Here is a 20,277-nt window from a genome sequence, read left to right on the forward strand (position 1 = left end):
CGGACGGGATAAAATGCAGTTTTGATTCCAGTTATCGCAATATTCGACATTGGTAAAACCAATAAAAAGTTCTTCCTGTTTAATGAAGATTATAAGATTGTCGAAGAACAGTCTATGAATTTTCCGGAGATCAGTGACGAGGATGGTTTTGCCTGTGATGATGTACAGGCGCTTTCGCGCTGGCTGGTAGCTACCTTGAAATATTATCTTCACCACGAGACTTATGATGTCCGTGCGGTGAATTTCTCCGCTTATGGTGCCAGCTTTGTACATCTGGATGCCGATGATCATCTGGCGGCGCCCCTGTATAATTATCTGAAACCTTATGATGCAGCGCTGGAAAGCCGCTTCTATGCAAACTATGGTACTAAGGAAACTATTGCGCTGGAGACCGCATCACCGGCACTCGGCAACCTGAATTCAGGTTTGCAACTTTATGCGCTCAAGTATAAGCGGCCACAGATATACAGTCATACCAGAAGTTCACTGCATTTCCCGCAGTACCTGAGTTTCCTGGTAAGCGGTCAACGTTATTCAGATATTACCAGTATAGGATGTCATACTGCCTTGTGGGATTTTAACAGCCAGGTCTATCATCGGTGGGTATTGGCGGAAGATATCGATCAGAAACTCGCACCTATTTTTTCTTCGTCGAAAGCATTTGAAGTCGATTTTGACGGAAGGAAACTCCAATGCGGTGTTGGACTGCATGACAGCTCGGCTGCGTTTATTCCCTATATCCAAAACATCGATACCCCTTTTCTGCTGATTTCAACCGGTACCTGGTGTATCAGTATGAACGCATTTAATGAAACACCGCTTACACGAGAAGAGCTGGACCAGGATTGTCTTTGTTACCTGACTTACGAGGGGCGCACGGTTAAATCTTCCAGGCTATTTGCGGGCTACGCTCATGAACAGGTAACCAAAAAGCTGGCCCGACATTTTAAGGTGGTTGCGAATTATTTTGATAAGGTGGCTTATGATAAAAGTCTGTTGAGACCGGAACCGGAACTAGCGGATCTGAATGATTTTGATCCGTCGGCTTACGACAGTTATGAGGCAGCTTATCTGAATTTTATCCGGCATCTGGTACGGGCCCAGCAGGGTTCCACGGATCTGGTCCTGAATGCGCAGGTAGGTAAAATATTCGTCGATGGTGGTTTTGCGAAAAACGAAACCTATATGCAACTGCTGGCTGATGCTTACCCGCAGGTGGAAGTCTATGCTGCTTCTGTCTCCCAGGCTACAGCTATTGGGGCCGCCCTGGCCATTCATCAGTATTGGAATCATCTCGAGCTACCCGATAATATTGTCCGCAGCAGACGTTTTTATGCAGATTTGCCGAAAAAGGATGATTAGTAATTATTTGAGACGGGAATGATTTTTTTAATTTTCAGGTAAGACAGCGGGATATTGAATTTTTTTATGCTCCTTATAGGCATTAAACAACTGAAGAGATGAAATACCAGAAAGGAAAAAACCTTTTCCATACTTCAGGCTTGAAAACGAAAACCAAGGATACCCCGCTATTGGGAGGTGATGACTTGTGATGTCCGGACTAATACGTTCCAATGAAACTAGCCTTTTGGTACTAAGATTGTAAATGAAATTATTCTGATATTTACCTTCGGTACTTTGATATCCAAGATAACTTTTTTAAATTCAGTTTAAAAAGTAGTAGATCTCCAATTAAAAATATATTATCAATTCCCCTTATTATTTTAGCCCTATCGACATTCAATTGAGCGATACTATCTATAAACCTGCCATTAGTTGCTCTAAGAATTTCTTGCGAATATATTTTTTGATTGGCAAATTATTTTTTACATCACAACTAATAAAAGAAAAAGTAGGTCGTGCTAGGTAAATCCACCAGCAGCTAGATGGAGCGCACTTGATGACCCTTTCCAGACAGCAGATATGTAACAGTCGATGTAAACGAAAGCTAATGGTTCTTCCGGAAAATAATTTTAATTCGTCCTGATATTATTCTTTTCTCCTTTACTCATTGGAAGGACAATGCTCTTATCCGCATTGCGAGTAATCTTATACAATGCTTTGCCTAAATCATCTATAATAAAGCTTCTGTAGAGAATTTGCCCATTAGGAGTTTTCTTGGGATCTTCAACAAAAACAAAAGGAGCAATGATGGTACAATCTGGCTGCTTAGCGAATTTCACAAGGTCAATTTCAAGTGTTTGCTTATCCTCCTTTTTAAGGTCAGTTGTATCAAAAGTGTTTCCATTCTTCGATAGTAAAACACCGTCTGCCAGTCTATTGTTTTTAAGTACACAAACGATCAAATATATATTCCCGATAGTCGAAAACTTAGGTTCATATTTGGAAATAACCTTACCTAAAGACCAGTCTATTTTCTCCAACTCAATATCGGCTTCCGCTTTCTGCGCATGAGACAATTGAGCGAATACTAAGAGATAAATAAGGATGATTGTTTTCATTATGCATCATTTAATTTTATGGACATTTTGCACCCTTTTGTAGATTGGTAGTTGTATTCCTTTTAGGAAGAAAAACTAACAATTTTTTACGAAGAAATTAATTTTTAATATTTTTTTTAATTTCTACAATTGGATTAGAATTAGATAATTTTACGCTATATATATAAATTTATTGTAAACCTTTTAAAAGTGAATTAGTAAATCATTCTGATAAAGGAGCTACTAAGATAGATTGATATCGCGATCTTGTATCAGTATTTTGAGTGGTGAATTTAAGCAAGTATTTATTTCTATTGCTAGAATATCAGCGTTTGAACTTGAAGTAATGGATGCTGTAAAAATGACCATGTACAATTTTTATTCGTCACATACTTCGTGTTTCGAAGCCGTTTTGAGTTTGGCAAAACACAAAAGCTTGTCAAAGAAATTTTGGAATGGATATACTTTCTGGTCAGATGATTACTTAGTTCAATAGGTGGAGCAAGTCCTGAAAGGGTTCATCAATATTTTCTTTCACAAGGCGAAATTTTTTGTGGTTTACACCCCAAAATCTGAGATTTTTTAGGTTTGCGGCAGGGTGTATTAAAAAAATATTTGCTCGTTTTTGAATGCTATCTTATCTTGTGCACCTGAATGGCGAAAATCATTGTTCATATTACCATTAATTACACAGTAGTGCCCTCCACTACCACTACCACTATTACAACCCCTTGCGGGTTGTAAATTGTCATATCCCCACTGGACCTTAGGGTCGTTTTTTCTGAAATTCTCTTCTTTCATCTTAATAATTTAAACCATGCAGGTTTTAAAGTTTGGCGGTTCTTCTGTCGCCAACGCAGACCGGATTCAACAGGTAATCGATATAGTAAAAAACGCTATCGATAAGGACAGTACGATTGTAGTGGTATCAGCGTTAGGGGGCGTGACCGATTTGCTCCTACAAGCGGCCTCCCTGGCTGCCAACGGCGACGAGGTGTACAAGGAACTGGTCGCTGATGTCGAAAAGCGGCATTTTGAAACAGTCAAGAATTTGATTCCGGTTGCCCACCAGAGCCATTTATTAAGTCTGGTAAAATCGGCCATCAATGAAATCGAAGACATTTGCAATGGCATTTTTCTTTTAAATGAAATTACCCCTCGTACCAAAGATCGGTTGGCCAGCTACGGTGAATGGCTAAGTTCACAGATCATCGCCGCGGGTTTGCATTACAAGGGAATCCCCGCCCAGTGGAAAGATGCCCGGGAACTTATACGCACCGACAGTGATTACACCAGGGCACAGGTAATGTTTGAGACAACCAATCACTGCGTTATTGATTATTTCAGTCAGCCGCCTGCAGAGAAAGCGGTACAGAAGCAACAACACCGGCTCTATGTATTACCTGGTTTTATTGCGGCCAATGAAGAAGGCGTTACTACGACCATCGGACGCGGCGGATCAGATTATACGGCGGCAATCATGGCAGCCGCTTTGCAGGTGGAAGTATTGGAAATCTGGACGGATGTTAGTGGTATGATGACGGCTGATCCCCGCCAGACCGGGAATGCGAAAGTGATTGAAAAGATTTCTTATGGAGAGGCCATGGAACTCTCCCATTTTGGTGCCAAGGTTATTTATCCACCAACCATCCAACCGGTGATGAATCTGAATATACCGGTGCGGATCAGAAATAGCTTTGCACCAGGCGATCCGGGCACTCTGATCGTCAATAACGGACAGGCAGCCCCTACCAATAGCGATAACCTGATAAAGGGAATTTCCAGTGTCAGTCAGCTGGCACTATTGAGTCTGGAAGGAAGCGGCATGGTGGGTATACCCGGGTTTTCGAAGCGGCTGTTTGAGGCACTAAGCATCGCAAAAATAAACGTCATCCTGATTACACAAAGTTCCTCCGAGCATTCTATCTGTGTGGCGGTAGAGGCGGCGCGGGCAGAAGATGCACGCCGCGTGGTTGATCAGGCTTTTGCCGCTGAACTGATTACCCGAAAAGTAGAACCATTAAAAGTCGAATCCGATCTGGCCATTGTCGCGCTGGTGGGTGAGCAAATGAAAAGCCACCCGGGTGTCAGTGGTCGTATGTTCAGTGCACTGGGGCGCAATGGAATCAATGTAAGGGCGATTGCCCAGGGGTCATCGGAGAAGAACATCAGTGCGGTAATTGCGATGACCGATGTGCAGAAAGCAGTGAACGTACTACATGAGGATTTTTTTGAATCCACTTATAAACAGGTGAACCTGTTTATTGTCGGTGTTGGGAATGTTGGTGCGAAATTACTGCAGCAACTGAACCTTCAGTTCCAGTCCCTGCAACAACAGCTGAAAATGAAATTTCAGGTAGTAGGGTTGAGCAGCAGCCGGAAAATGATTTTTGAAGAGAAAGGGATTGATCTGAATCACTGGGATACCCTGTTACAGCAAGGGGGTCCCGCTTCGCTGGATACCTTTGTACATACAGCACTGGAAAAAAATCTACGGAATGCTGTTTTTGTAGACATTACTGCCAATGAAAAGGTGGCCGGCGTATATGAACAGTTATTACAGAAAAGCATCTCTGTGGTTGCCTGTAATAAGATTGCCGCATCTGCCGAATATCCGCATTACCGGAGGCTCAAGGATCTCGCAAGCACCTATAACTGTCAGTTTCTGTTTGAAACCAATGTAGGTGCGGGACTACCGGTTATCACGACGCTGAATGATCTGGTACGCAGTGGTGACAGGGTACACAAGATCGAAGCCGTATTAAGTGGTACGCTGAACTTTGTATTCAATCATTACGATGGCAGCCGGCCTTTTACTGAAGTCGTCCGCCAGGCGCAGGAAGAAGGTTATACCGAACCAGATCCCCGCCTGGATCTCAGTGGGGTGGATGTGATGCGTAAGATTCTGATCCTGGCCCGGGAAGCGGGCTACCCGCTGGAAATGGAAGACATCGATAATGCGGCTTTTTTACCGGAGGAATGTCATCGGGGTTCCGTGGAGGATTTCTATAACTGTATGCGCGTCCATGAAGCACATTTCAAGAACCTTGTGGATGCCGCCGCAGAAGCGGGCGCCAAACTGAAGTTTGTCGCTACTTTTGACGAGGGCAAGGCTTCTGTGGGACTGCAGCATATCCGACCAGAGAATGACCTCTATCATTTATATGGTAAGGACAATGTCGTACTGTTTTATACCGACCGGTATCCGGAGCAACCCCTGGTGGTAAAAGGGGCGGGTGCAGGCGCCGATGTAACGGCCAGCGGGGTCTTTGCCGATATCGTAAGGGCTGCGCTCTAGGCTTTCCGTATTTATTAGTAAAAATCGCAACTATGCGCTTCAAAATAAAATCACCTGGAACAATCGCCAACCTGGTCTGTGGTTTTGATATTCTTGGACTGGCTTTAAAGGAACCTTATGACGTCATGGAATTTGAGTGGACGGATCAGCCGGGCGTCATCATCGAAAGCCGGGACACTTATGGCCTGCCAACGGATCCCTTGCAGAATGTGGCAGGGGTGGTGCTGCTGGCAGCTCTTGAAAAAGCCAAGAGCAACAGAGGGATCAAAGTGATTATAGAAAAACGGATCAAACCGGGTAGCGGTTTGGGATCCAGTGCGGCTAGTGCCGCCGGAGCCGCCGTCGGTGCCAACCTGCTTATGGGTGAAATATTTTCGCTGGAAGAATTGGTACAACTGGCGATGATTGGTGAAAAGCTTGCTACGGGTGTCAAACATGCTGATAATATTACGCCCTGTATTCTGGGTGGTGTAACATTGATCCGATCGATTCATCCACTGGATATTATTCCCCTGGCCAGTCCTGATCTGTACGTTTCAGTAGTACATCCCCAGATAGAAGTCCGCACTTCGGATGCCCGACAGATTCTGCGCAAGCAGGTATTGCTCAAAGACGCTATTCGCCAATGGGGGAATATTGCAGGTCTGGTAGCAGGCTTTATGAACAATGATAAGGCGCTGATCGGCCGTAGTCTGGAGGATGTTATTATTGAACCGGTCCGTAGTATCTTGATTCCCGGATTCGACGAACTGAAACGGCGCTGCATTGCAGCAGGCGCTTTGGGAGGCGGTATCTCGGGTTCCGGACCTTCGGTATTTATGCTGAGCGCAGATCAATCGGTGGCACAGGCTGTAGGCGATATTATGCGGGAAACCTACGACCGGCTGAAAATCGAAAACAATGTTTACCTGACCACTATTAGTAAAGAGGGCGTCGCCCCCACAGATACCAACTTTTCAACTTTAACTTAATTGAACGGCTGTCGCCGGATGCGGATCAGCCGGGAGGAATTTATATGCAATACTATAGTCTCAACCATCAGTCACCCGTGGTAAGTTTTAAAGAAGCTGCCATTCTGGGACAGGCGCCGGATAAAGGCCTGTATTTTCCTGCGCAGCTGCCACAGGTGGATGCTGCATTGATCAGGGATATCGGACAACTGTCAGCTGCTGAGCTCGGATTTCGGGTAATGCGACCTTATGTTGCGGGATCACTTCCCGATGAAGTGCTGCATCAGATTGTTGCCGAAACGATCAATTTCCCCATACCACTGGTATCCGTCACATCGCAGATGATGGCCCTGGAACTTTTTCATGGTCCGACCCTGGCGTTTAAGGACGTGGGCGCCCGATTTATGAGCCGCTGTCTGGGTTATTTTCTGCGGGATGACCGACGTACTGTAACGGTTTTGGTTGCCACTTCGGGAGATACGGGTGGTGCGGTGGCTAACGGATTTCACGGGGTTGAAAATGTCAATGTCGTCATACTTTACCCCCGGGGCCGGGTCAGCCCGGTACAGGAAAAACAACTAACCACGCTGGGTGAGAACATCACAGCGCTCGAGATCAATGGAAGTTTTGATGATTGCCAGCGCATGGTCAAACAGGCATTTGCTGACCAGCAGGTACGTGAGCAATGTTTTCTGACATCTGCGAACTCGATTAATATAGCTCGCTGGCTGCCGCAACAGATCTATTATTTTCTTGCTTATCAGCAATGGGAAAATAAGAGCCAGGCTCCTGTGGTCTGTGTACCCAGTGGTAATTTTGGAAATATATGTGCAGGTCTGCTGGCAAAGCTTTCCGGTCTGCCCCTGGGTCATTTTATTGCAGCTTGCAATATCAATGATGTGGTTTCAGAATATCTCCGTTCGGGGAGCCTCGAACCACGGCAGACGCGTTCGACGATTTCCAATGCCATGGATGTAGGCAATCCCAGCAATTTTGTCCGGATCATTGAGCTTTTTCAACAGCAATTTCCCCGGCTGAAAGAAAGTTTGTCCGCCTATACTGTAACTGACGACCAGACGAGGGCCACCATACAGGCAGTCGACCAACAGTTTGGGTATACGCTCGATCCCCATGGTGCCGTAGCTTATTATGCACTGGATCAATACCTCAAAGCGGCTAACGCATCTGCCGGTGCTGCCGGCTGGATACTGGAAACCGCACATCCTGTAAAATTCCCGGAATCTGTAGAACAGGCGACGGGTAGGGAGATTCCTATTCCGGAAGCTCTTCAGGCGATGATGACTCAGGAAAAAAAGGCGCTGGAACTGGCGCCCGATTACGAGGAACTGAAGCGTTTTCTATTGTCCTAGGGCCGAAGGGGTTCCCGGGTCGGGACTGCTTTGTCAACCGCGGTGCAGTCTCGTTTAAAGACAGGTTAAAAAACATCTGAGGCTGTTTGAAGTTCCTGAAAATCGTATTAACTTGCCGGCGAGATGCACGAACTGGAGCCTTTCTATAACTGGCAACACATTTATGTGAGTGAGGAGGATGAACGTTCTCCATTTTATGGTATTGAACATTCTCAATTCGAATACATCGATACCATCTATAATTATTATATTCATCCTCAATGGGATTATTTCGGCAGCCGCAATCTCTACCTGAAAGTGCTGATGGCTGATTACGAAGAGGGCTATGCGATACTTGAGCTGATCGGAGAATGGAATGATGCGGTAGAAAATGACATCATGACTTTGAAGCGTGATGTGCTGGAAGTCTTTATGGCTGAATCGGTCTGTAAATTTATCCTGATCGCTGAAAACGTCCTGAATTTTCATAGCAGTGACAAGGATTATTATGAAGAACTGCATGAGGATCTTACCGATGCCGGCGGTTGGATCGTATGTCTGAATATGCCTGCGTCCACCCAGTATGAATTCAGAAAAGCGCACCTGAACCAGTATATAGAACTCAAGGAAATTGTTGACTGGCGGGTATACAAACCCTATCATCTTTATAAGAAAATCGACACCGAATTGAACCTCCGATTGTCCTGATTCTAAGCGTTCCGCAATCGTTTCCGTACTTTCTTGTCATATTTTTGTCACGGGATTTGATAATTCTGTGTTACTTTTGTGGCATTCACAAACAAGATTTAGCTTATATGAAGTGGTCCCAAATTTTTACTTCGAGTGTTGGAAAAAAGATTGTTATGGCGTTAAGCGGGCTGTTCCTGGTGGCCTTTCTGGTCGTACATGCCGGGCTGAATGCCTGTATCTGGGCAAATGACGGAGGCGTCATGTTTAACAAAGCAGCTCATTTCATGGGTGCCAGTTGGGTCCTGCGGGTGTTGGAAATCGGCCTGTTTGTCTTCTTTTTGATTCATATCATTCAGGGACTGGTACTGGAAGTGCAGAACCGCAGCAAAAGAAAACAGGGATATGCCATCAGTTTGGGTAACCGGGGCAGCAAATGGTACAGCCGGTCCATGGGTATCCTGGGATCCCTGATCCTGATCTTTCTGATCATTCACCTGATTGATTTCTGGATTCCTTCCAGGTTTGGAGGTTTGACTGAAGTAATTATTGATGAGAAATCTTATCATGATCTCTATGCAGAAATGAAATTTAAATTTGCTGAATTTGAATACCATTACCTGATTGTCACCATTTATATTCTGGGTGTCATCTCTCTGTTCTGGCACCTGGTTCATGGGTTTCAAAGTTCATTTCGGACCCTGGGGCTGACCAATCAAAGATACGTGCGGCTGTTCACCGGGCTGGGCTGGGCTTTTGCTATTGTCATTTGTCTGGCATTTGCGCTGATGCCCATCAGTTTTCTGGCCGGATGGATTCAATAATGCGTTGCGGTCACAACACAAATATTAACAATTCAACGAGAAACGTTTTACAATATGCTTGATTCAAAAATACCTGCCGGAAAGCTGGAAGAAAAATGGAATGAATACAAGGGGCACAGCAAACTCGTGAACCCGGCCAATAAGCGTAAACTTGAAGTGATCGTGATCGGTACAGGGCTGGCCGGAGCCTCGGCAGCTGCCTCCCTGGGGGAACAGGGGTACCGGGTGAAAGCTTTTTGTTTTCAGGATTCTCCCCGTCGGGCACACTCCATTGCAGCGCAGGGTGGGATCAATGCAGCCAAAAACTATCAAAATGACGGGGACTCAGTTTTCCGTTTATTTTATGATACGGTCAAAGGCGGCGACTACCGTTCCCGCGAGGCCAATGTATACCGCCTTGCTGAAGTAAGTGCCAATATTATAGACCAGTGTGTGGCACAGGGTGTTCCTTTCGCGCGGGAATACGGTGGTACGCTCAACAACCGCTCCTTTGGCGGGGTGCAGGTAAAAAGGACTTTTTACGCTGCCGGTCAGACGGGTCAGCAATTACTCATCGGCGCCTATCAGGCACTGGAACGTCAGGTAGCACTGGGTAATGTACAAATGTACAATCGGCATGAAATGCTGGATGTCGTTATTATCGACGGCAAGGCCCGCGGAATTATCGCCAGAAATCTGATAACAGGACAATTGGAGCGTTATTTTGGACATGCAGTGGTGCTGGCCTCCGGTGGATATGGTAATGTATTTTATCTGTCGACCAACGCCATGGGCAGTAATGTAACAGCCGCCTGGAAAGCACATAAAAAAGGGGCATATTTTGCAAACCCCTGTTTTACACAAATTCACCCCACCTGTATTCCGGTCTCCGGAGATCACCAGAGCAAGCTCACCCTGATGTCGGAATCCCTAAGAAATGACGGCCGGATTTGGGTGCCTAAAAAGCAGAATGATACCCGTAAGGCCAATGATATACCGGAAGAAGAAAGAGATTATTATTTGGAACGTCGCTATCCGGCTTTCGGGAACCTTGTTCCCCGGGATGTTGCCAGCCGGGCAGCTAAAGAGCGTTGTGATGCCGGTTATGGAGTGGGTACCACCCGTCAGGCGGTATACCTCGATTTCCGGTACAACCTGTTGAACAAATATGGCCGCGCTGAAGCCAATAAACATGGTATTCAAAACCCGGATGAGGCCACCCTGGAACGACTGGGAAAGGAAGTCGTAAAAGAACAGTACGGCAACCTGTTTGACATGTATGAAAAAATTACCGGCGAAAATCCTTACGAAGTGCCAATGCGGATTTATCCGGCGGTCCATTATACCATGGGCGGTCTCTGGGTGGATTATGAACTGATGACTTCAGTGAAGGGACTCTATGCACTGGGTGAATGCAATTTCAGCGATCATGGAGCCAACCGACTGGGCGCCTCCGCGCTGATGCAGGGACTGGCCGATGGCTATTTTGTAGTACCTTATACCATCAATAATTATCTGGCAGACGAAATTGGCGTAGCGCCGATACCTGTTTCGGATAAATCATTTGTGGAAGCTGAAGCGGCTGTTAATGCCAGGATTCAGCAGTTGATGAATATAAAGGGGACCCAGTCAGTGGAAAGTTTTCACAAGCGTCTCGGCAAGATCATGTGGGAGAAATGCGGTATGGCCCGTAACGAGAAGGGGCTGCAGGAAGCTATTGCTGAGATCCAGGAATTGCGCAGAGATTTCTGGAAACATGTGCGGATACCAGGTGGCATCCATGAAATGAACCCGGAACTCGATAAGGCCAATAGGGTCGCTGATTTTCTGGAACTGGGTGAACTGATGTGTAAAGATGCGTTGGAACGTCGGGAGAGTTGTGGCGGACATTTTCGCGAGGAGAGTCAGACACCGGAGGGGGAAGCGCTTCGTCAGGATGAAGCGTTTTTACATGTATCAGCCTGGGAATATCAGCAGGGAGAGAATTGGGAGATGCATAAGGAGCCTTTGGAGTATGAGCTGATCAAACCGACCCAAAGAAACTATAAGTAAGGACGGATGCGTCGGCTGCCCCTGAGGCAACGGATTCATGCACCTGCGACTTAATCAATGCATATTCAGCAGACCAATAAGCTTTTTTATTATTTACAGGGATACTACAACCTGATTGCAGGAAACCTTGGATTCAGAAAAAGTTTTCCTAAAGCGTTAGATCGCTGGTCCGCTGCAGACCGTGCTGATTTGTATGACCGGGTGAATTATTATAACAAAATGCCGGATTTGCACCTGAAACCGGATTTGACTAGTTCTTTGAGCATTGCGCAGTACAACAGGCCTATGAAGCCTTCTGCGTATTTTTTTGATCTGATTCGTTACCTGCGCTTTTTTGACAGGAATCTACGGCTGCATCATCTGTTCGGTGATATCACTTTTGTTCCTGAACAGCCGACTTTGGTGAAAAGCAGACCGGTGAGAGCAGGAAATGAAAATTCGATATTACTGAATCTCAACCGCGCCCGTCATTTTAAGTTTGTGGAGGATGACTTGGATTTTGAGAAGAAAAATGATCGGTTAATAGGCAGGGGGGTAATCACGCAACCACACCGGATTGCATTTTACGAAAAGTACTTTGATCATCCGCTATGTGATCTGGGCCAGGTGAATACATCCGGAGGTAACAATGAATGGATCAAACCGCCGATGTCGATAGAAGCACAACTTCGAAACAAATTCATTCTTTGCCTGGAAGGCAATGACGTGGCTACGAATTTAAAATGGGTAATGTCTTCTAATAGCATCGCGGTGATGCCCCTACCCAGTTATGAGACCTGGTTTATGGAAGGCCGGCTTCAACCGGATGAGCATTATATTTGCATCCGGCAGGATTTTGAGGACCTGGAGGATAAATTGCAGTACTATCGGTCAAACCCCCAGGCTGCCGCCCGCATCGTAAAGAGTGCGAATCGCTATGTGAACCAGTTTCGAGATCGGAAGCGGGAAGATATGATAGCGCTGATGGTGCTCCGGAAATATTTCATTGCAACCGGACAGTTGTCAGGGGATATAATTAACACTGAGGCGTAAATTAAAATATTATTTGACAGACTATGGAACATTATAATATGAACCTCACTTTAAAAGTGTGGAAACAAAAAAATTCGGCCACGAAGGGCAGCTTCGAGACTTATAAAGTAAAGGATATTTCCTCTGAAATGTCCTTTCTGGAGATGTTTGATGTGCTGAACGAGCAATTGGTACATGAAGGCAAAGAGCCCATAGCTTTTGATCATGACTGCAGGGAAGGGATTTGTGGTATGTGTTCCATGTATATCAATGGCCGTCCTCATGGTCCCTGGCACGGCACCACTACCTGTCAATTGCATATGCGGGCTTTCAAAGACGGGGATACCATCGTAGTGGAGCCCTGGCGGGCGAATTCATTTCCGGTGGTGAAGGATTTAATTGTTGACCGTAGTGCTTTTGACCGTATTATTCAGGCCGGAGGCTACATATCTGTAAATACCGGCAATGCCATCAATGTGGATGGCAATGCGCTTCCCGTGCCGAAAGATGATGCAGATAAAGCCTTTGCGGCTGCTGCCTGCATCGGTTGTGGAGCCTGTGTGGCTGCCTGTAAGAATTCATCTGCCCTGTTATTTTTATCTGCGAAGACTTCTCATCTGGCTTTGTTGCCACAAGGACAGGCAGAAAGAAAGCAAAGGGCACTGGACATGGTTGCTCAGATGGACAAAGAAGGATTCGGTAGTTGCACCAATACCGGTGCTTGCGAAGCGGTGTGTCCCAAAGAGATTAAGATAACCAATATCGCGCGACTGAACCGGGATTTCGCCTCGGCTTCCATGTCAGTAGATAAGGACTAATCAGGAAACCGGCGCCGTTTCTGTTCCGCGCCATTCAGCGATGGCGTTCTGTTCCTGCCGCGATGCGCCGGGCTGCTGAGTTGATATATATTCTGGAAACCTATGAAAAAAAGCACCCTTTTTTTAAGCATTTTCCTGTTCCATATTACGGCTTGTCACCGACCGGCTCCCCGAAAGTTAATGCGCAGAACCCTGATGCAGATAGAGCTGGTTACCGTAAATTTCACACCCGCTTATTTCAGTCAATTGCAGGATTTAAAAGTCCAGGAACGACTGATCGTATTCAAAGAAGACCATAGGGCACGGGTCTCAGCGGCAGAATACCTTCATTACGACCTGGTAGTGCCCGTTCAGGAAGCGCTGCGGGACCTGAAACAGGTGCGTCCCCGCTCCGATACCCGGGAATTAATAAAAGCCTGTCGACTGGTACTGGAATTGGGAGAGCAGGTTTTCGAAAAGGATTATAAATACGTTGCCAGACTGATCGATGCCGGCCGACCCCAAATGCAGATTGACAGTCAGGTCGTCCGCATATTTGAGCGGAATGGCCCGCGCCTGGAAGTCCGCTTACGGGCATTGAAACAGGCCGCCCTTCCGTTTGCGGAGGACCACGGGATAGAAATTCAACGTACTTTGCCCAGGTGATGTGCAATAAGCTGGGATAGCTCTGCCCAAAATCACCGATTTTTGCGACAATACAAAATCCGGCATTTGCGTTGCTTCCAGATCATATCTGTATTCCTTATTGTTCTCCGCCTTAATTCGGAAGCGGGTGCACAGACTCCGACGGAAAGCTATGCCGGTAATCTGAGGCAGAAAGTCATTCCGGTGACGCCGGGAAAACTATACATATTGGACAGTGTCAGTATCGTTCCCGGCAGTTTTTATATACCGGCTTTGGATACCATGAGTTATCAAATCGACTACCTGCATGCCGCATTGTTCTGGAAACTTCCTCCCCAGGATTCGTTGGTAATTGTCAGGTATCGGGTTTTTCCCTTCAAATTAAATCCAACCGCTCAGAATCGCAGCTTTGACAGCCTGTTACGCTACAGTGCCGCTCCGATACCCCCACCTGCAGATCAGCGTGCGGACAATCGCAGCCTTTTTAATTTTGGAAATATCAATGCCCAGGGTAGCTTTGGCCGACAGGTGGGATTTGGTAATAATCAGGATATGGTTCTTCAGTCGAACCTGAATATTCAACTGAGCGGCATGTTGGCGGACAGTATTGAACTGCAGGCAGCCATTACCGATAATAATGTGCCGATTCAACCGGAAGGGAATACACAATATCTCAACGAATTTGACGAAGTCTATATTCGTTTTAAGAAGAAGAACTGGCAGTTGAATGTGGGTGATATGGATCTGCGGGAAGACCGGAGTCATTTTCTCAGTTTTTACAAACGTTTGCAGGGTATCTCCTTTGAAACCCGCCAACAGCTTTCAAAACAAACGCAGAGTACCACCCTGGTCAGTGGTTCGATTGCCAAGGGGAAGTTTACCCGTAATGTATTTCAGGGGCTGGAAGGCAATCAGGGGCCTTACCGGCTGACAGGTGCTAATAATGAATTGTTTTTTATCGTTTTAGCCAATACTGAACGGGTCTTTATTGACGGGGAGCTGCTACAGCGGGGTGAAGATCAGGATTACGTCATTGACTATAATACTGCTGAACTCAGCTTTACACCCAGACGAATGATAACCAAAGACAGCAGGATCCAGGTGGAATTTGAATATGCTGACCGAAATTATCTAAACACCAATCTGTTTGTCAGCCAGGACCTTAATTTTAGTGACAAACTGCGCTTACGAATAGGGTATTTCAGTAATAGTGACGCCCGCAACTCTTCCATTAATCAGGTATTGGATAACCGGCAGAAGCAATTGCTGTCACAGATCGGTGACAGCGTTGGTCAGGCCTATTATCCTGCGGTAAGCCTGGATTCCTTTGCTGCGGGAAAAATTCTTTATGAGAGGGTCTATGACAGTTTGGAGGGCCAGTTGGTGGATTCTTTTTACCGCTATTCCACCGATCCGGAGCGCGCCCAATACAGTCTTAGTTTTACGGAAGTTGGTGCCGGTAAGGGTAACTATATAGCCGATAATACCAATGCCAATGGCAAAGTCTTTATTTATATACCACCGATAGATGGAAAGCCCCAGGGAAATTTTGAGCCGGTGCAACTGCTCATCGCACCCCGAAGACAGCAGCTTCTCAGTCTGGGCGCCGATTATAGCTTTGGTTCTCACACGGTTCTAAAAACTGAGTTTGCGGCCAGCAGTCTGGATGTAAATACCTTGTCGCGGCATAATGACGGTGATGATAAGGGGTATGCCGCTAAAATAAATCTTACTGATTCCCGGCAATTACGCGGGAAAAACAGGCTGGAACTGATTTCCTCGTTGGATTATGAATGGGTACAGGACAGGTTCGAGCCGGTGGAAAGATTGCGGGATGTGGAATTTTCCAGGGACTGGGGTCTGCCGCTTCTCCCTGGCGCTGCCACAGAAAACATCCTTCGGGGAGCTGCCACCCTGCGTTCAGCTTCCGGCAACCAGCTGGCTTATCAGTTAACTCACTATCGTCGTAGTGACGACTATCGCGGCCTTCAACAGCAACTTACCCAGCATTCCGACTGGAAATTCTGGCAGTTTAATAACCAGTTAATGCTGACCCGTTATCAAACAGCGACTTACCGGGGACATTTTTTTCGACCGATCCTGGATGTAAGTAAAACCCTGCCCTGGCTCGGCAACTGGCGCCTGGGTGCTAAATATACGCTGGAGGAAAATATAAGTCGTGCGCATCAATCTGATACCCTGCTGCCAACTGCTTTTTCATTTGATACCTATACCGCTTATCTGAATTCCGGAAACCGTACGAAAAACAAATATGGCATAAGTTTTTACACCCGATCTGATAAATACCCAGGCAAACATGAACTCGTTCGCGGTGACCGCAGTTATAACCTGAACCTGCAAATGGAACTTCTGTCCAGTGCCAAAAGGCAATTTTATCTGAATACCACATTCCGGCAACTGAAAGTCTACGATCCGCAGTATAGCGGACAACAACAAGACCGGGCAATACTGACCCGTGCGGAGTACACAATGAATGAGTGGAATGGTGCACTTACAGGAAACGTTCTGTATGAAGCCGGGGCTGGACAGGAACAAAAAAGAGCCTATGCTTACCTGGAAGTGCCGGCAGGAACAGGACAATATACCTGGATTGATTATAATGAAGATGGCGTACAGCAACTCAATGAGTTTGAACTGGCTGTTTTTGCGGATCAGGCTACTTTCATACGGATATTTACACCTACCAATCAATACGTCAAGGCCAATTATACGACTTTGAATTACAGCCTGAATTTTGATCCCCGCCAGTTTTGGAAAAATGGTGATCCCCGACAGGAAAGTTTTATAGCCCGCTTTAATCTGATCAGTTCCCTTCAAATTACCAGAAAAGCATTGGCTGACGGCCTTTTTGAATGGAATCCGTTTGGCAATATCAATGATACCAGTCTGATTACTTCCAGTACTGTCATTGCCAATACGCTGTCATTTAACCGGCACAGCACCCGGTGGGGGCTGGATCTTAGCAATCTGAATAACAACAGTAAGGCATTGCTGACCTACGGATACGAAACCCGGCAGCAACGCAAATGGTCGTTGAAATACCGTCATTTTCTTTCGGGATCGATTTCAATCCATATTACCGGTAGTGCCGGTCAGAATAACCTGTTCACTGCAGACAATCAGTTTGAAAACCAAAACTATGAGATCAGAGAAAGAAGTGTAGCGCCCGCCATATCCTTTATCCAGGGGACGAAGTTCAGGCTCACCGGTTCCTATAAGTATGAACAAAAGGCTAATGCGGTAGTATATGGCGGACAGCAACTTCGTGCGCATGCCCTCACTGCGGAGACCAAGTATAATATCCTGGAAAGCGCTTCGCTAACCGGCAGGTTCACCTATGAAGGTTTGCATTATCGGGCTGATGAAGAATCCGCGCTGACCACCATCAGCTATGTGATGTTGAATGGATTGCAACCGGGGGGGAATTATTTATGGAATATTATGCTCACGAAAAGACTACTGAAGAACCTGGAATTGAACTTTCAGTACGATGGCCGAAAGCCTGCCGGCACACGTACAGTGCATACTGGTCGGGCGACGCTTACGGCTTTATTTTAATACTGAACGTTGCAGTTATCGATATCGCTTTCAAAATTGCTGGGATATCCGGGGCAGTTGTCCTAACTTCCACCTTTATTTATTTGCCTTTTTGAAAAATTGAGTTTATGCTTCGATGCCATTTTAGACATTATCTGATGTTACTACTGGTACAATTAGTTTTCTTCAGTTTCGGCGCAGTGAGGGCACAGGAAATCATTGAACTGTATCCCACGGGCAAAATACGATTTGCCAAAACCGGTACGGAAGTGCCCAAACTCACTGTGTACCGGCCCTCGACGCCAAAGACGGATATTGCAGTAATCGTCTGTTCTGGCGGTTCCTATGGGGGAAGGGCCAATGATTGGGAGGGTATTCCTGCCTGTAAAAAATTGAATGAGGCCGGTATTACTGCATTTTTACTGGATTACCGGTTGCCCAAGGCAGCACGTATGGAACATAAAGAGCTCGTGCCGCTTACCGATGCACAGAAAGCCATACTTTATCTCAGAGAACACGCCTCGGATTTTAAAATCAATCCCTCAAAGCTAGGTATCATGGGATTTTCCGCAGGAGGGCATCTGGTTACGACGGTTGCCACACATTTTGGCAACACAGCGTTGGAGAATCCCAAGAATACCAGCCTTCGGCCGGATTTTTTGATCGCAGTTTATCCCGTCGTAAGCTTTGCGGACAGCCTGACCCATATTCAATCGCGTAAGAACCTGATCGGTCCGGAAATTACGCCCGAGCGCATCCAAGAATACTCCAATGAGTTGCAGGTGACCAGTGAGACACCTCCAACCTTCCTCGTATCTGCCATTGATGATGATGTAGTAATCGTGCAGAATACGCTGTACTTTGAGGCGGCGCTGCGTCAGCACCGAGTTCCGGTACAGACATTTTTTTACGCCAGGGGAGGTCACGGTTTTGGTGTGGATCATTTAAAGGACATGGCTGTTCAGTGGACTGAGCCCTGTTTTAAATGGTTGCTTTCTGAATCCTGGAAAAAGTAATGCATCCAAGATATGACCTGTAAAACCATCATCTTGTTTGGTCTCAGTCAGATCAGTTGCCTCTCTGCAAATGCACAGCCACCGCGCATCGTCAATATCATCAATTTTATCCGGGCTGTGGAACCCAGGGAGCCGGATCGGATTACGAGGGATGTCCTGTATGAGACCGTGGTTCGTCAGATAGATCTGATGCGGAAGCATCATCTGGGCGGAAGTTTCTTACTGCAGTATGATGCGCTGATCGAACCCCGCTACCAACAGCTCCTTAAAGCGCTTCCCCGGGATAGCTTTGAAATTGGTGCCTGGTGGGAATTACCTCAGCCTTTGGTTGAAAAGGCGGGCATTGCCTGGCGGGGCCGTTTCCCCTGGGACTGGCATGCAGACGTCGGTTTTTCAACCGGTTACACACCCAAACAAAGGGAAGTTTTGATTGATGTTTACATGGCGGAGTTTAAAAAGATTTTTGGATATTATCCCCGTTCGGTAGCCTCCTGGTTCATCGATGCCCATAGCTTAGCCTACATGTATGAAAAGTATCATATCGTTGCTTCAGCCAATTGCAAGGATCAATTCGGCACCGATGGATATACCTTATGGGGCGGTTATTGGAATCAGGCTTATTATCCCAGTAGCGTTAATGCCTATATGCCGGCGCAGACGCGGGAGGGACAGATACCGGTGCCGATTTTCAGAATGTTGGGCAGTGATCCTATCCATCAGTACGATGATGCGCTGGAACAGTCAAGGCAGGGTGTCATTACGCTGGAGCCGGTATATCCCAAGGCAGGAGGTAATGCTGACTGGGTTCGCTGGTACCTGGATCAGTGGCTTAACGGTCCTTCAATGGCATTTAATTATACACAGGCTGGTCAGGAAAACTCATTTACCTGGGCGGCGATGGCCGCAGGGCTCCGGATACAGTTTCCCTTGCTGGAGCAGCTAAGGGATCAGGGTAAGATACGGGTAGAAACCCTGGCTACTTCCGGCCAATGGTTTAAAGAGCAGTTTGAGGTGACGCCACCTACTGCATTCTCCGCGTTGGAAGATATGCCCGGCAGTGATAAGCGAACCGTCTGGTATAACAGCCGATTCTATCGGGCCAACTTGCTCTGGGATCAGGGCAGTCTTCGATTCCGGGATATACATATGTTTGATGAGACAATGGCTTCCGATTATCTGGAAACTCCGGTAGCATCCAATGAATGTGTATTCCAAACCCTGCCGGTAATGGATGGTTATATCTGGAGTCGGAAAGGAAGCTACGCTGGCGGCTGGTTTATGTTGAATAGTAACGGCCAGGAGATCCGGCTGAATACCGGTAAACCGGTAGTCGATGATCGTCAATCTGGCCTGCTGCGCATCAGTTGCCCGCTGACTGATAGAAATGGTTCCCTGGAATTTGAGTTTTCAGAGCAGGGCATTCAAATATCCGTGAAAGCCGCACCGGCGCTTGCCTGGTATATTAATATGGAGCAGGGCAGAGAAGTGACCCTGCCATTCCTGTCTGTACATCCCCGGTCAATAGCGGCTTCTTTTAATAATCATTCTTATACGGTAAATTTGCAAAAAGGATTTTTCAAAACGAATGGCAGCCTGTTCAGAATCCTGCCGGAATCTGACAGTATGCATTTGTTGTTAAACAACAAACAGCCATTACGCTGAACCTTAAC

The 20,277-nt window shown here is 46.5% G+C and carries 15 protein-coding genes; 13 read left to right on the forward strand and 2 right to left on the reverse strand.

The window, feature by feature from the left end; translation table 11 throughout:
• Nucleotides 1-21 precede the first annotated feature (21 nt).
• Nucleotides 22-1,362, forward strand: coding sequence for an FGGY-family carbohydrate kinase (locus ACYVI9_RS06695; protein WP_460762361.1), 1,341 nt, complete (start codon nucleotides 22-24; stop codon nucleotides 1,360-1,362).
• Between the two features lie 611 nt (nucleotides 1,363-1,973).
• Here the strand turns inward: ACYVI9_RS06695 and ACYVI9_RS06700 are convergent.
• A complete protein-coding gene (locus tag ACYVI9_RS06700) occupies nucleotides 1,974-2,462 on the reverse strand; it encodes a hypothetical protein (RefSeq protein ID WP_460762364.1) in 489 nt (162 codons plus the stop codon).
• A gap of 582 nt (nucleotides 2,463-3,044) precedes the next feature.
• Nucleotides 3,045-3,242, reverse strand: coding sequence for a hypothetical protein (locus ACYVI9_RS06705; protein ID WP_460762366.1), 198 nt, complete (start codon nucleotides 3,240-3,242; stop codon nucleotides 3,045-3,047).
• Between the two features lie 16 nt (nucleotides 3,243-3,258).
• Between ACYVI9_RS06705 and thrA the strand changes: the two genes are divergently transcribed.
• The 12 genes from thrA (at nucleotide 3,259) to ACYVI9_RS06765 (ending at nucleotide 20,269) form a co-directional block, all read left to right on the forward strand.
• Nucleotides 3,259-5,739 carry a bifunctional aspartate kinase/homoserine dehydrogenase I gene (thrA, locus tag ACYVI9_RS06710; RefSeq protein WP_460762369.1) on the forward strand — a complete coding sequence of 827 codons (2,481 nt, stop codon included), beginning with the start codon at nucleotides 3,259-3,261 and terminating at the stop codon, nucleotides 5,737-5,739.
• A 32-nt stretch (nucleotides 5,740-5,771) separates the two neighbouring features.
• Nucleotides 5,772-6,710: a homoserine kinase gene (locus tag ACYVI9_RS06715; RefSeq protein ID WP_460762371.1), complete on the forward strand. Its 939-nt coding sequence runs from the start codon at nucleotides 5,772-5,774 to the stop codon at nucleotides 6,708-6,710.
• A 44-nt stretch (nucleotides 6,711-6,754) separates the two neighbouring features.
• A complete protein-coding gene (gene thrC, locus ACYVI9_RS06720; protein ID WP_460762374.1) occupies nucleotides 6,755-8,059 on the forward strand; it encodes a threonine synthase in 1,305 nt (434 codons plus the stop codon).
• Nucleotides 8,060-8,182: 123 nt separating this feature from the next.
• Nucleotides 8,183-8,746, forward strand: coding sequence for a hypothetical protein (locus ACYVI9_RS06725; protein ID WP_460762377.1), 564 nt, complete (start codon nucleotides 8,183-8,185; stop codon nucleotides 8,744-8,746).
• Nucleotides 8,747-8,853: 107 nt separating this feature from the next.
• The gene (locus ACYVI9_RS06730) at nucleotides 8,854-9,549 is read left to right on the forward strand and encodes a succinate dehydrogenase cytochrome b subunit (RefSeq protein WP_460762380.1); all 696 of its coding nucleotides are present in this window, start codon (nucleotides 8,854-8,856) and stop codon (nucleotides 9,547-9,549) included.
• Between the two features lie 54 nt (nucleotides 9,550-9,603).
• Nucleotides 9,604-11,580, forward strand: a complete 1,977-nt coding sequence (locus ACYVI9_RS06735) for a fumarate reductase/succinate dehydrogenase flavoprotein subunit (RefSeq protein ID WP_460762382.1) — start codon at nucleotides 9,604-9,606, stop codon at nucleotides 11,578-11,580.
• 57 nt (nucleotides 11,581-11,637) lie between these two features.
• Nucleotides 11,638-12,612, forward strand: a complete 975-nt coding sequence (locus ACYVI9_RS06740; RefSeq protein ID WP_460762385.1) for a glycosyl transferase family 90 — start codon at nucleotides 11,638-11,640, stop codon at nucleotides 12,610-12,612.
• Between the two features lie 23 nt (nucleotides 12,613-12,635).
• On the forward strand, nucleotides 12,636-13,409 hold the full coding sequence (locus ACYVI9_RS06745; protein ID WP_460762387.1) for a succinate dehydrogenase/fumarate reductase iron-sulfur subunit: 774 nt from the start codon (nucleotides 12,636-12,638) through the stop codon (nucleotides 13,407-13,409).
• Between the two features lie 102 nt (nucleotides 13,410-13,511).
• A complete protein-coding gene (locus ACYVI9_RS06750; protein ID WP_460762390.1) occupies nucleotides 13,512-14,054 on the forward strand; it encodes a hypothetical protein in 543 nt (180 codons plus the stop codon).
• A 42-nt stretch (nucleotides 14,055-14,096) separates the two neighbouring features.
• Nucleotides 14,097-17,612, forward strand: a complete 3,516-nt coding sequence (locus ACYVI9_RS06755) for a hypothetical protein (RefSeq protein WP_460762393.1) — start codon at nucleotides 14,097-14,099, stop codon at nucleotides 17,610-17,612.
• 107 nt (nucleotides 17,613-17,719) lie between these two features.
• Nucleotides 17,720-18,607 (forward strand): alpha/beta hydrolase, encoded by an 888-nt coding sequence (locus tag ACYVI9_RS06760; RefSeq protein ID WP_460762395.1) that lies wholly within the window; start codon nucleotides 17,720-17,722, stop codon nucleotides 18,605-18,607.
• Nucleotides 18,608-18,619: 12 nt separating this feature from the next.
• Nucleotides 18,620-20,269, forward strand: coding sequence for a hypothetical protein (locus tag ACYVI9_RS06765; RefSeq protein ID WP_460762398.1), 1,650 nt, complete (start codon nucleotides 18,620-18,622; stop codon nucleotides 20,267-20,269).
• Nucleotides 20,270-20,277 lie beyond the last annotated feature (8 nt).

The organism is Niabella terrae (assembly GCF_054783135.1).

Coding starts and splice junctions, on each gene's coding strand:
- ACYVI9_RS06705 (WP_460762366.1), bottom strand. CDS start 3,242: ATGAAAGAAGAGAATTTCAGAAAAAACGACCCTAAGGTCCAGTGGGGA.
- ACYVI9_RS06740 (WP_460762385.1), top strand. CDS start 11,638: ATGCATATTCAGCAGACCAATAAGCTTTTTTATTATTTACAGGGATAC.
- ACYVI9_RS06745 (WP_460762387.1), top strand. CDS start 12,636: ATGGAACATTATAATATGAACCTCACTTTAAAAGTGTGGAAACAAAAA.
- ACYVI9_RS06760 (WP_460762395.1), top strand. CDS start 17,720: ATGCTTCGATGCCATTTTAGACATTATCTGATGTTACTACTGGTACAA.
- thrC (WP_460762374.1), top strand. CDS start 6,755: ATGCAATACTATAGTCTCAACCATCAGTCACCCGTGGTAAGTTTTAAA.
- ACYVI9_RS06730 (WP_460762380.1), top strand. CDS start 8,854: ATGAAGTGGTCCCAAATTTTTACTTCGAGTGTTGGAAAAAAGATTGTT.
- ACYVI9_RS06750 (WP_460762390.1), top strand. CDS start 13,512: ATGAAAAAAAGCACCCTTTTTTTAAGCATTTTCCTGTTCCATATTACG.
- ACYVI9_RS06700 (WP_460762364.1), bottom strand. CDS start 2,462: ATGAAAACAATCATCCTTATTTATCTCTTAGTATTCGCTCAATTGTCT.
- ACYVI9_RS06735 (WP_460762382.1), top strand. CDS start 9,604: ATGCTTGATTCAAAAATACCTGCCGGAAAGCTGGAAGAAAAATGGAAT.
- ACYVI9_RS06765 (WP_460762398.1), top strand. CDS start 18,620: ATGACCTGTAAAACCATCATCTTGTTTGGTCTCAGTCAGATCAGTTGC.
- thrA (WP_460762369.1), top strand. CDS start 3,259: ATGCAGGTTTTAAAGTTTGGCGGTTCTTCTGTCGCCAACGCAGACCGG.
- ACYVI9_RS06725 (WP_460762377.1), top strand. CDS start 8,183: ATGCACGAACTGGAGCCTTTCTATAACTGGCAACACATTTATGTGAGT.
- ACYVI9_RS06715 (WP_460762371.1), top strand. CDS start 5,772: ATGCGCTTCAAAATAAAATCACCTGGAACAATCGCCAACCTGGTCTGT.